At 34.9% G+C, this 13277-nt stretch carries 10 protein-coding genes; 7 read left to right on the top strand and 3 right to left on the bottom strand.

All coding sequences use genetic code 11. From position 1 onward, the window contains the following. Positions 1 to 17: 17 nt before the first annotated feature. The 4 genes from CACET_RS12160 (at position 18) to CACET_RS12145 (ending at position 5419) form a co-directional block, all read left to right on the top strand. Entirely contained in the window at positions 18 to 1331 is a 1314-nt protein-coding gene (locus CACET_RS12160) for a 2-hydroxycarboxylate transporter family protein (protein ID WP_044824796.1), read from the top strand. A 455-nt stretch (positions 1332 to 1786) separates the two neighbouring features. Next, a complete protein-coding gene (locus tag CACET_RS12155; RefSeq protein ID WP_044824797.1) occupies positions 1787 to 2947 on the top strand; it encodes a metallophosphoesterase in 1161 nt (386 codons plus the stop codon). A gap of 649 nt (positions 2948 to 3596) precedes the next feature. Next, on the top strand, positions 3597 to 4115 hold the full coding sequence (locus CACET_RS12150) for a sigma-70 family RNA polymerase sigma factor (protein ID WP_044824798.1): 519 nt from the start codon (positions 3597 to 3599) through the stop codon (positions 4113 to 4115). Further along, positions 4112 to 5419 (top strand): DUF4179 domain-containing protein, encoded by a 1308-nt coding sequence (locus tag CACET_RS12145; protein WP_044824799.1) that lies wholly within the window; start codon positions 4112 to 4114, stop codon positions 5417 to 5419. Before CACET_RS12150 ends, CACET_RS12145 begins: the two co-directional genes overlap by 4 nt. Positions 5420 to 5579: 160 nt before the next feature. On the opposite strand, the gene CACET_RS12140 is transcribed toward CACET_RS12145, so the two are convergent. Further along, positions 5580 to 6773 carry a hypothetical protein gene (locus tag CACET_RS12140; RefSeq protein ID WP_044824800.1) on the bottom strand — a complete coding sequence of 398 codons (1194 nt, stop codon included), beginning with the start codon at positions 6771 to 6773 and terminating at the stop codon, positions 5580 to 5582. Between the two features lie 73 nt (positions 6774 to 6846). Between CACET_RS12140 and CACET_RS12135 the strand changes: the two genes are divergently transcribed. Beyond that, on the top strand, positions 6847 to 7635 hold the full coding sequence (locus CACET_RS12135) for a hypothetical protein (protein ID WP_044824801.1): 789 nt from the start codon (positions 6847 to 6849) through the stop codon (positions 7633 to 7635). 24 nt (positions 7636 to 7659) lie between these two features. After that, positions 7660 to 8676: a GIY-YIG nuclease family protein gene (locus CACET_RS12130; protein WP_044824802.1), complete on the top strand. Its 1017-nt coding sequence runs from the start codon at positions 7660 to 7662 to the stop codon at positions 8674 to 8676. A gap of 47 nt (positions 8677 to 8723) precedes the next feature. Here CACET_RS12130 and CACET_RS12125 read toward each other — a convergent pair whose 3' ends face one another. Next, the gene (locus tag CACET_RS12125) at positions 8724 to 10139 is read right to left on the bottom strand and encodes an ABC transporter permease (protein WP_242846923.1); all 1416 of its coding nucleotides are present in this window, start codon (positions 10137 to 10139) and stop codon (positions 8724 to 8726) included. A gap of 188 nt (positions 10140 to 10327) precedes the next feature. Further along, positions 10328 to 11218 (bottom strand): ABC transporter ATP-binding protein, encoded by an 891-nt coding sequence (locus CACET_RS12120; RefSeq protein WP_044824804.1) that lies wholly within the window; start codon positions 11216 to 11218, stop codon positions 10328 to 10330. Between the two features lie 491 nt (positions 11219 to 11709). On the opposite strand from CACET_RS12120, the gene CACET_RS12115 reads away from it, so the two are divergent. After that, the gene (locus tag CACET_RS12115) at positions 11710 to 13254 is read left to right on the top strand and encodes an extracellular solute-binding protein (protein WP_044824805.1); all 1545 of its coding nucleotides are present in this window, start codon (positions 11710 to 11712) and stop codon (positions 13252 to 13254) included. Positions 13255 to 13277 lie beyond the last annotated feature (23 nt).

Raw genomic sequence — 13277 nt, 5'->3', positions numbered from 1 at the left:
ATAAGGGGGAAAAAGAAATGTCAACTGTAACATTACAGGAAAAGAAGAGTTATAGGATTATGGGTATTTCTTTACCACTTTTTGGGCTGATCACAGTAGGGGTTTTAACAGCAACCTATATGGAGGTACTACCCAAGGGAATGATTGGTGCTTTTGCTTTAATGATGGTATTAGGACTGATTCTTAATGAAGTAGGAAACCATTTACCCATTGTAAAGGACTATTTGGGTGGAGGATCCATTGTAATTATTTTTGGTTCAGCGGCACTAGTAACATATAATGTACTACCAGAAAGTGCTGTGGAGATTATGTCCAATTTTATGAGGGGAGAAGGATTCTTAGACTTTTATATTGCTGCATTAATTACTGGTAGTATTTTAGGAATGAATAGAGAACTTTTAATCAAAGCCTCTGTCAGATATTTACCAGCTATTCTAGGTGGTGTTGCTGTAGCATTAGGGCTAGTAGGATTAGTGGGAGCCATCATCGGTTATGGGGCAAAAGAAGCTATTTTATATATTGGTGTGCCAATTATGGGTGGTGGTATGGGAGCAGGTGCAGTACCACTGGCACAGATATTTGGTTCTAGTTTAGGGGTAGATTCTGGGGAAATGCTTTCTGTTATGGTACCAGCAGTAGCACTAGGAAATGCTGTTGCCATAGTCGTAGCAGGTTTATTAGACAGACTTGGAAAAACCAAACCAAACTTAACTGGTAATGGTGAACTTATGGAACTTGAAAATAAGAAAGCTGAAGCAAAGGAAGAAGTAGAGGAAAAAGAAGAGAAAACTGCAATTAATTTTCCAATGATGGGAAGAGGATTATTGTTGGCAGTATCCTTCTTTACACTAGGAAGTATTATTGGGAAGTTTTTACCGCAGGTACATTCTTATGCATGGATGATTATTTCAGTTGCAGTAGTAAAAGCCTTGAACATTTTGCCTAGAGAGTATGAAACAGGAGCTTTTCAGTGGTTTCAGTTTGTTATGACTAATTTAACCGGTGTATTATTAATCGGTATAGGTGTGGCCTTTACAAACCTCCAACAAGTGATTGATGCCTTTACAATTCAATATGTATTGTTAGTAGCTGTAACAATAATTGGTTGTGTAATAGGCTCTGGTATTATAGGTAAATTTGTAGGTTTTTACCCTATCGAATCTTCCATTACAGCGGGATTATGTATGGCGAACATGGGGGGTACTGGAGATGTAGCTGTATTATCAGCCTCTGACCGTATGAAGCTGATGCCTTTTGCTCAAATATCTTCTCGTATTGGAGGAGCTTTTATGTTGATATTGGCAAGTACACTCTTGAGATTTTTTATATAAATAGATGAATTATGCATTAAGTATAGAATGATAAAATCACTTATATACAGTTAGACATCCTGCTTAGGGAGGAAAAAAGAATTTGTTAAGGGAATAGTATAAATCAAAGACAGACTGTAGTGAACTGGTTTCAGCAAGCTGAAACATTGGAGAATCAGGTGGAGAGTCTTAATCCTAAAAGAAAAGATTCAGATAAAGCAAAAAAAGATTTGTTATTGAAATGATAATGGATCAAATTTATAAAAAAGGCTAGTGCTGCAAGTAGAGCACTAGCCTCTTTTATGGAATCATAACATAGTTTTACTTATCTGTAGAGAGTTTTGGAAATAATCCGGTTAAGTTAACATCTATGATTTGGATTTTGATCTATAGATGAATTCTTGCATATTTAAGTTTCATATGTTATTTTAAAAGGAATTGAAAAATAATACATAAGAACATAGAAAGGAAATTTTATGAATCCATTATTTGTTGTTATATTAAGCATGATACTTTTCATCTATGGGGAGATTACCTACTATATTGGATTGAGGGGATGGCAATTTGTTGTTGCCACTGGGCTAAAACTTTCTGCTATAGGCTATTGGGTATTAATAGGGCTTGTAGCCTTTTCATTTTTTATCGCCCGTATTGGCGACCGATGGTTGCCAAGCTGGTTAAATCATTTTTTTGAGGTTGTAGGTGCCTATTGGTTGGGTATTATGACTTATTTAACAATGATTTTGCTTATAGTAGAGTTTGTGGGACTTTTAAATAGAAGACTACACTTTATACCAACAGCTTTGATAAGTCAGCCTAAATTCACTGTGGTGATAGGTATGGCAGTAATAAGCTTAGTATTTATCATTGTGTCATATGGATGGTGGAGTGCTCGGAGTCCTGTAGTTGTGCCGTACGAAGTTCAGTTGAATAAAGAATTGGGAGAATTTCAAGAATTAAATATTGTTATGATTTCGGATATGCATTTGGGGAGATTGGTTAATCGCAAGCAGCTAGAAAGGATTGCCCAGGAAATCAAGAAGCTAAAGGCTGACTTAATCCTTATACCTGGAGATATTATAGACGATAGGGTGGATGCTTTTGTGGATCAGAATATGATGGAGGTTTTTCATGAACTTGCTCCCCCATTAGGAATTTATGCCTCGATGGGAAACCATGAATATATTGGTGGGCAGGTGGAAAAGGCAGAAAAATATTTTCAGGAGGCAGGTATCCAAGTACTAAGAGATGAATATATTGAAGTAGCTGATTCATTCTATCTAGTTGGAAGAGAGGACAAGTCTTATGAAAGATTCCAAGGAAAACCTCGGAAAACTTTGAAAGAAATATTGGTAGATGTTGACAAAAATTTACCTATAATTATGTTGGATCATCAACCGGTCGGTGTTGATGAAGCTGAGAAAGAGGGTATAGATATCCAAGTTTCGGGCCACACCCATCGAGGGCAATTATTTCCTTTTAGAATATTCACTAGAAAAATATTTGAGGTAGACTGGGGCTATGAGAAGATAGGAAATCTTCATGTAATAGTTACCTCTGGAGCAGGAACATGGGGACCACCGATGAGGGTAGGGCATCGGTCTGAAATTGTACATATAAGGCTACAGCCTCAATAATGCTATTAGAGGTTTTGACCCCATTTTTAAAAATTAATATAACTAAGGATAAAAAGTATCAAAAATTTAGATGAAAAAATGACTTCTAGTAGAATTATTTTATATTTTCTGAAAAAGACGGCTTAGGTCGTCTTTTTTATATATCATTTCATCTAAATAAGGAGAAAGGGTTTTTCTGATAAAGTAATTATTTATATAGATATCCAACCTAATCGTTTAAGTTATACATGTAATTTGACTTGTGCAATTTCTCAAGCTATATCGAGGGAAAATTAAATATATTAAGCGAAAGTATTTGAAAGTATTGTAACAACGCTTAGTGACTAGAAATGAAAAATCCGTTAAGAAATTTGTATGTTTGAGCGGTAGCGAGTTTGCAAATTTTAGGATTTTCATTGGAAGGAGCTTTAGCGTTGTCAATACTTGAAATTAAGTGAGCGTATATATTTAATTTTCACTACTACATTAAATAATTGCACAACTCAAACTACAATTTGTCATCCTTCGGTATTTCAAGATCCTTTGCTACCCTCAGGATGACAATTCTAAAGAAATTTGGAAATAATTGTGTTAAGGTAACGTGTAGGATTATTTTATTTTAATGAACTTTTTTGCTAGGAAGATACTCTTATATAGGGGAGGTGACATGGTGGAGATAGAAATACTAATAAGAATAGCCAAACAAGGAGATAAAGATGCACTTGTTAAGTTGATTATGCTTCAAAAACAGGATTACTATAAGTTAGCCTATACTTTTATGAAAAATAAAGAAGATGCTATGGACGCCATAGAAGATATGATTGTCATTATTTATGAAAATATTCATCAACTAAAGAAAGAAGAAGCCTTCTATAGCTGGAGTAAAACAATTTTAGTAAACTGCTGTAAGAAGCTTTTAAAAAGCAAAAAAAATATAATTCCTTTAGAGGATATAAAGGAAGAAGCTCATGAGGGGAATCTTCAGCAAAAAGAGGATCGACTTTTATTAGAAGAATATTTATCTCAATTAAATGAAAAGCATCAAGAGGCAATCAGGCTCCGTTACTTTTTAGATTTAGATTACAAAACTATAGCACATCTATTAAAAGTGCCATTAGGTACAGTGAAATCTCGAATTTCAATAGGACTCAATAAACTGAAGGAAAGTTTTGGAGGTGAGGAAAAGTGAAAAAAGTTGAAAGACTATTATATGAAAAGAAAGCAGAGCTGGATCAAATAGAAGTACCAGAAGAACTAGAAGAAAGACTAAATAATGCATTGAAGGATAAGAACTTTGTGACAAAAAGAAAAAACAATTGGATGGGAAAAATAGCTGTAATTTGTCTTATTACTTTACTAATAGGCTATAACTTTGACACATTGGCTTTTTATGGAAAGCGGCTTGTTGGCTATGATCAGATCATGAATAATACATTGAGACAACTTAACCAGCTAGGAGAAGGTCAAGTTATTGGAAAAAGTTATACTTTCCAGAATGGAATTACTATGACGCTAGATGGCATTATGCTTGATGAAAATCAGCTTTTGGCTTTTTATTCTTTAAAGGATCCTAGCGGCGAAACAGATCTTCTTCAAATTTCCCCACATATGTATATGGAGGGCTGGCGTAAAAAATATATGAAGGAAAGTGGACGGGGAGAACTTGACGAGGACAAAAAAGAAATAAGATGGATTACGAGCTTTGAACCTCCTCGCTTCTATGAAAGAAATTTAAGCCTGAAAATTCATTTAACCCATAGGGATATAGCAGAGGAGGGAGAAATAAAATTTAAGCTTGATAGAGGTAAGGCGATGGGATCTACCTTGAAAAAGGGTATTCATGAAACCTTTAAATCAGGAAAAACTAGCGTACGCTTAGCGTCTATGGTTGCTTCCCCCACCCGTACCGTGATAAATGGATCAATACAAAATATTTTTCAGCTGGCAAGAGATCAAATAAGCGGAAATCGACTCAGACCTAACGAAGTAACAATAAAGCTAGTGGCTAATGGTAAAGAAGTACCTTCACAAGGCAGTGGTATGCGTACAGATTTTAAGGGAATAACATTTCACCAAGAGTTTGATGCACTGCCAGAAGACTTGCAATCCCTTGAACTTCATCTAGAAAGCTTGTCAGTAGATCGTAACGTGACCGAGGAGGTCCACCTGCCTAAAGATCTTAAGAACAAAAGCATCAGTATCCTAGGGCAAAATGTACAAATCAATAAAATTTACCAATCAAATGATGCTACCTTTGTTACCCTTACCACCAAAGAAGATACGATTCTTACAAGAGTATATCTTCTAGTAGATGGCAACAAAATATCACTTCAAGAAACAACCACAGACCAGTTGGTGAAGCAAGAAAATGGTGAAACACTGCATACTAGGACCTTGCACTTTCCTGCAACAGGAGAGGAATATGAATTCATCATCGAAAGAATAACCTATACAGAGGTTTATAATAGGATGATTAATATACTTGGCAAGTAACTACTTTGTGAAATTTTTTCAATAATTTTCGCCACTGTATGAAAAACAAGAGTGTGTACAACTAAAGCAAACTAAAAAATAAAGCAAACTAAAAAACTGAGACAGAGGAAAATTCTTTGTCCCAGTTTTTTATTAAGATATTACAGCTCAGCAGATACATCTACATAATCATATCGGTAATGTCTTTAACTAAATTTCCCGCCACATCACAAATTTTTACTTTGATTTCATCATCATAAGTAAAATATAGGATTAATTCCATTCTTTCATCATCAAGGGTTTTGCTAGCTATCCTAACAGGACCAAATATATTTTCATCCTCTAGGATTACTCTAGGATCTTCATTGTAACGACTAACCTTCAATTTTCCATGATGGTTTTCGTCATAATAAGTGTATGCTAAAGTGTAGTTTTCATTAAAGGTAGTTGAATCTATAGAAGGAATTGCTCCAAACCTATCGGTGTGAAATGGAATCTTATCTAGTGTCTGTACATCTCTAGTATGTTTGATAGACTTTCTAACCATAAAAATATTTAATAATTGTTCTTCATTTGAAGCATTCATTCCAATAAAGCCATAGTTATCTTCGATGGCTTTAGCGGTAATAATATTTTTGATAAAAGGTAAATTAAATCTCGTTACTGGTGCACCGTCAAAGCCCATAGCATATAAATCTATACTATTTTTATTGATAGAAGTATAGGTCAATACGCTGTCAATAAAGTTGGCATTAACAATAGAATAGGGATTTCTGTAAAAGGTTGTATAACTAGGTGAGGAGTTAGCCTGAAACATATTAAAAAAAGATCCTCTATTAAATTGTTTTGCATGAATAAGCTGATCATCGGACTTTGAAAAGAAAAGCTGACCTTTATAATCCATGCTATCGGCAGTTTCAAAACCTTCTATAGGGATCATGTCATTACTAACCATCAAGTCCTCATCCTCAAAGTTGTTACGCTGAAGGGTTGTTCTTACAATACCGTCTTTGTAAGCAGTAATAATACTACTGCTGGAAAAAGTATTGTCAAATAGAATGACAGCATCTAAATTTTTATGGGATGGAGACTCGGATAATAACATGGATTCTTCATTATCAATATTTAAGTAAAATAGAGAAGAATAATCAACACCTTCTTTTTCCTGCGTTGCTAAAATAAGAAGTGCTGGATCTCTACTTACAAAGCTGTCTACCCAAAGGATTTCTTTGATTTCTCCAAATTTTGAAGAATTTATATCAATATTAGGGAGTATTATTGTGGGTATTTCAGTAGAATATTGATCATACATATAGCTTATTGAGGTCAGTAAAATCATTATAATTGTAATAACTAGCATGGTATGTTTTTTCATAGGATGCCTCCAATCTAAAATATGTTATAATTAAATTATAATATAAAGACTTATAGTATGGAAGGAGTATAGCATGAAATTAGATGGAAAGTTTCAGGGCGGATTCAACTATATCAATAAAAATCTATGGATTATTTTGATACCTATTATTTTAGATGTTGTTACATTACTAACTTATCAGCAGATTTATCGTATGGAATACATTCCTATAAGGCAGATATTTACTTTTAAAATTGGTATTATATCTGCCCCTCCCAGTGTACAGTTTATACTGGAAGACTTTCCCTCACTAATACTTCAATACAACCACAGTGGATTTAGAGGGATTATCAATGAATTGACCCTGTTTAATGTTTTATTAGCAGGTACACTACTGTTGTTAATAAGTTTTATACAAGGTGGCTATTTAGGTATCCTTAGCGGTATCAGCGCTAAAGATGTGAGGGTAAAAGATTTTTTTGTACTGGGCAATCGACTATGGTTAAAATTTTTCCTGCTTCAAACACTGTTAATGTATCCAATTTTTCTTATGTTAGTAAGCAGAGGTTTTATTTATTTAACTATCATTAATGTGATTTTTTTCTATGTAAAATATGTTATTGTTGTTGATGAAGGCACCCTCTTAGAAAACTTTCGTACTGGAGTAGCTTTCTTCTGGGATCATATAGGACTAAGTATAAAGATGGCTTTTTACTTTGGATTCATTTTTTCTTTATTAAGTATTGTAATTTATCCAGCAGCAGCAGGGGGATTAGTTGGTATGGTCTTTGCTATTACTCTCACCGCTTACTTTGGAGCTATTGTGAATAAAGCTGTCTTGGAAGTCTATCGAGAAGCTAGGGACAACAATGAAAATGGATAGGAATGAGTACAGGAGGGGATGAAGTTGTCAGGAATTCCTGAAAATTTGGTTGAAAAAATTAATAGCATACCAGCCAAACCAGGTATATATCAAATGAAAGATATCTATGGAAACATTATGTATATTGGTAAAAGCAAAACATTAAAATCAAGAGTAAGGTCCTATTTCAGTACGCAAGAAAAATCCAATAAGATTGAAAGAATGGTGTTTCATATCCATGATATAGATTATATTGTTACAGACACACATCTAGAAGCACAGATGCTGGAGTGTGCCCTCATAAAGAAGCTAAAGCCCATATACAATGCGCAGTTCAAAAATGACCAAAACTATAGATATCTGAAAGTAGAAAACTATAATAAACTCAAACCTGTAAAAATCCTTAATGAAAGAGAAGATACAAATTGTTTCGGACCATATAGAAATAAAAAGATTCTTTTAAATTTAGAAAAACTTTTTCAAAATATATATCCTCTATCAAAAGGCAGAGATACTTATAAATTTACCTATAAAATACTACCTGAAGCCATAGAGAAGGATACATTTGAGGAGAATAAATGTTGTTTAATAGAGATCTTGTTAGACCAAGCGTGTATGGTAAAGTTTTTATCAGAGATTGAAAATAAGATGAGAGTAGCTGCTTCAGAATTTCAATTCGAAACTGCTGCAATTTATAAAGACTTATTATTGCACATAAAGTATTTGCATGATGCCACTATTAAAAAGGACAGAAGACTTAAATTCCAAAAAATTTTAATGGGGGAAAAGATAGAAGTCGGTTATAAGCTTTTTTATATCTTCAATGAAAAAATTATATTAAAGAAGAAATATCAAGAGATTACAAAAGAAATTGTTAATGGGTTTTTGATACAGGCTAAAGGGCTTGAAGGAAAGATACCTGGGCTAAAAAATGAAAAAAGCAATTTAGATTTTCAGCATATTCTTCATGCGGAGATGCAAGACAAAGCCTCCAAGTCAATCTTGCACCTTCATGAAGATTATGATTTGCAGGAATTTATCAATGAGCTTGTGAATGTTTAGGAGTTTTATAAAGAGCCCTCTAGTTTTGTAAAATTAGAGGGCTCTTATTATCCTTCTATATCTCGATTGTTATATCCAATAAACCCAGTCACCATCAAGACCACTGCTATAGCCGTAATGATGAAAAAATTGGTAAAATTTAAATCTTCAACAGGCACTTGGGGAATATTACCAAAGGGGGATAATTTACTTAACCAATTAGGAAATTGAAGTAGTCCTCCCAAATACACTACAAAAAATGAATAACCTAAATATAGCCAGGTTAAGCTGGTTGCAGATGGAAGAAAACCAATAAAGAATATCGCCACCCCAATCATTACCCACATGGCAGGTAAATAAACCATTGCAGCAGAAAAGATAGTACCAAAAGAAATAGGATGATCCATTACGCCTGTCGAGGCAGACCATAGACCTATGATGGCCAGCAACAGAAGGAAGAATCCGACTGTAACAGAAATAAACAAATAACTTCCCATAATACGTGTGCGGGATACTGCTCTTGATAATAAGTGCTCCATACGATTCTTTTTCTCTTCTCCTTTAAGTCTTAAAGTCATGATAAGAGCTGGAATAGTACACATAATGGAGATGACTGTCATCAACATCGTTAAGTATTGTTCTGTTAAAGAAAACCCTTCCATCGGTGTAAGCAACTCCCTCATCATTTCATTACCTTCAAAAAAAGCTTCTAAATCACCTAATACAGATCCATAAGAAATGCCTAAAAGGAACATGCCGATTGCCCAAGCAATGATTCCTGTACGCTGGAGTCTTAATGCAAGGCCAAGAGGGCTTTGCAAAAATGCAGAAGCATTTTTTCTACCGGGTTTTGCTGGTATAAGTCCAGCTTCTAAATCGCGGATTGAATTCAAATAAAAAGCAAGTGTCAAGATCATCAGTGCTGTACCTATGGTTAAAAAAATAGGCCACCAGTAATTATTTACATATACTTCAGAGCGTAAAACCCAACCGAGGGGTGAAAGCCAAGAAAGCACTTCATTGCCGATATCACCAATAGCTCGAAGAAGATATGCAATTCCTAGAACCGTGAAGGAAAAGCCAATGGTACCTCGAGAATTTTCTGAAAGCTGTGCAAACAATGCTGTAATGGATGTAAAAAAAATACCGGTGGCACCTAATACGACTCCATATAGCAGTGAGCCCTCCAAATTCATACTTTCAATTCCAAGAATATATAGTGCAATACCTACTAAAAAGGCCAAGAGTACATTTGTTCCAAAAGCAACATAGGTAGTAGCAGTCAAGCTAGACAAACGCCCAACGGGGAGGGAACGGATCATTTCAACACGCCCCGTCTCCTCATCCACCCGAGTATGCCGTGTAATCATTAGAATATTCATAATCCCCACTGCTATAGCGGTGAAAAGTAACATTTGATGTGCCATCATTGCACCGACTGTATAGTTAGCTAATCCAAATCCAGGACCTAACATGGCAGTCATAGCTGGGTTCCCCATAGTTTCAGCGATGATCTGTCTTTCTGCCTCCGTCGCATATAGCCCAAGAAAAGAGGAAGCGGTGAGTATTGTGATAAGAGATATGGAGATTAGCCAAATGAAGATACGAATACGATCTCGACGTACTATTAGGCGGATAAGTCTTCCTGTGTTTTGATACAATTCCTTAGACATTATGATCTATCTCCTCCTTCATAATGACGCATAAATAAATCTTCCAATGTAGGTGGTGTGCTTTCAAATTTTATAATTTCAAACCCAGATAAATACTTGATGACATTGCCTAATTCTTCTGTATCAACTTGAAATACAAGGCTTTGCTCCTTCTTTTGAATGTCATGAACCCCTTTGATTTCACCTAAGGATGTAACTGGCTGTTTTGTCTCAACAAGCAGATTTATTCTTGTTAAGTGACGTAATTCAGCTAATGTCCCAGTCTCAATCATTTTACCTTGGCGAATGATACCTATTTTATCGCATAACTTTTCCACTTCAGATAAAATATGGCTAGAGAGTAAAACACTTTTTCCTGCCATTTTTGCATTCATTACAGATTCTTGGAAAATTTTTTCCATCAAGGGGTCAAGACCTGATGTTGGTTCATCTAAAATATAAAGATCTGCATCGGATGAAAAAGCCGCAATCAGTGCTACTTTTTGCCTGTTGCCTTTTGAATAGGTTCTGCACTTTTTTGATGGGTCCAGATCAAACTTTTCAATCAACTCTTCACGATAAGTTTTATTATCGGAACCACGTAGTTTCATAAATAAATCAATAACTTCGCCGCCAGTGAGATTGGGCCATAGGTTTACATCACCAGGGACATATGCAATTTTTTTGTGAATGTCAACGGCATCCCTCCAAGCATCCTTACCAAAAATCTTTGCTTCACCGCTGCTGGCCTTTAGGATACCTAATAATATCCGAATTGTGGTAGACTTGCCGGCTCCATTTGGACCTATGAAACCATATACTTCTCCTTCATGCACTTCAATATTTACGCCATCTAAAGCAGTAAATTTGCCAAACTTTTTTGTGATATTATTTGTTTGTAGAACTGTCATCGTATAAACTCCTTTATATAAACTTTTGTAAATTATAGATATAGATAAACAACAACAGGACTTAATTTTGATATACTAAGGGCTACATTTGCAGCCCACGGTTTTGGGGCGAAACCGTAGACAGTATATATCAAAATTAAAGTTTGAACCTGCTTATCTATAGAACACATTTATTTTTGCGGTTAATTAGGAAATTTATTCCCATAAAGTTATAATCATAGTTTTAGCAATAACATAAAGAATACTATTTGGTGACTGAGATTTATTGAAGTTTATATCTTTCAACATGAAAATACTTTGCAAAAGAAATTTTTACTAGATATAGACGCCAACAAAAATATGATATAATGATATAAAAAAACTCTAATAGGACATACCTGCCAGATGAACCCTCCGTACACTCTCTACGGCTTTGCTTGCTGTAAAGAGAACTCTTTAATGCTTATATATTGTAAACTATGATTTTATATTAAATATTTGGAGGCGAGAGCATGAAAAAAAGTATTATTGTCACTATGCTATTTATGTCGTTGATCAGTGCTTTTTTAATTTACCTTCTTAATCCTTCCTCCAAGATAGAAGAAAAAGTTGTATATTCTTCTTCTCAAGAAACAGATGAGGAAAATGGTCAGCTAGTAGTCGCTCCCTTTTATGAGATGTCTTCTATTTTTCCAAATATCAAGGCACCGATAGACTTTGATTGGCGGCAGTTTGAAGGAATGACTTTGAATTTTTTAGTGGAAAACAATATCAACGCCAATGTGCTTAGTAAAGAAAGTCAGCTTTTTACAGAAATAACTGGTATCAATATAAATATTCGCCCTATGGACTTTAGTACCCTTATTCAAAAAATAAATATAGATTTTATTTCTAAAACGGGAAAATATCAGCTGGTTTATGTAGACCCTTATCAAACACTAAACAGATTTGCTGAGACAAATTTAGAGGATCTTAATCGGTATAATAATGATCCAAACTTACCACATATTCCAGGTGGAATAGAAGATTTTTTTGAAAAACAAATTTTGGTTGATTCTTATTTTATTGATCAAGAAACTCTGTATACAGTACCCTTCGATACGACAACCATGATTATGTATTATAGAAAAGATATTTTTGAAAAATACAAAGAAGCATTTATGGAAGAGAAGGGATATGATTGGACTCCTGGACAACCTGATTTTACTTGGGAAAGATACGTTGAGATTGCAGCGTGGATTGAAAAAAATGTCGACGAAGTGAAGTATGGCAGTGGTCACATGGCTCAAAAACACAACTCGATTTTTTGCGACTTTTCAAATGTGTTGGCAGCCTATGGAGGAGATTACTTTAGCGATAAAAATATTGGTGGTTTGGGACTAAGGGCTCCTAGACATATTAGGATATTGGAGCCTAATTTTATAGATGCCCTAAATATGTATAAAAAAATAGTCAATACATCATCTCCTGAAAGTTTATACTGGGACTGGTATGATACTGCCGAAGCCTTTAAAAATGGTGAGATAGCCATGATGCCAAATTGGGATGAAAATGCTTCGGCAATCGAAAACCCTGCTACATCCAAAGTTGCAGGTAAAGTGGGCTATAGTATATTACCCAACGGACTGAAACGCAGTGCCAATATATTTGGTGGTTCAGGCATCGGTATCAATCAACATGCTAATGAGAGAGAAAAGCAAGCTGCTTGGTTATTTATAGTTTGGGCGACATCTCCTCAAACACAACTTTTTGTGTTGCAGCATCCTGAAGGAGGTGGAATCCCTCCAAGGAAATCTGTTTATGCAGATGAAACAATAGAACAGGTGCTTGAGGGGTATGCAGAAGAAAATAGTGAGAAATACAGGACAATGCTTCAACTTCCTACAGTACTTCAAGCCTGGGAGGAGGAAAATGTTTATTATCGTCCTAAGATAGGGAATTTCTATCATATAGAACAAATCATTATTAAGAACCTACATGAAATGATTCGTGATAATTTAAGTGCTGAAGATACCGCAAGATTAATGTATGATGAAATACGAGCCTTAGGGAATTAGCAAATTCAGTGAGTAAACTCAAG

The organism is Clostridium aceticum, assembly GCF_001042715.1.
In the GTDB taxonomy this organism is placed as follows: Bacteria; Bacillota; Clostridia; order Peptostreptococcales; family Natronincolaceae; genus Andreesenella; species Andreesenella acetica.
This window is presented reverse-complemented; position numbering and strand designations above follow the sequence as displayed.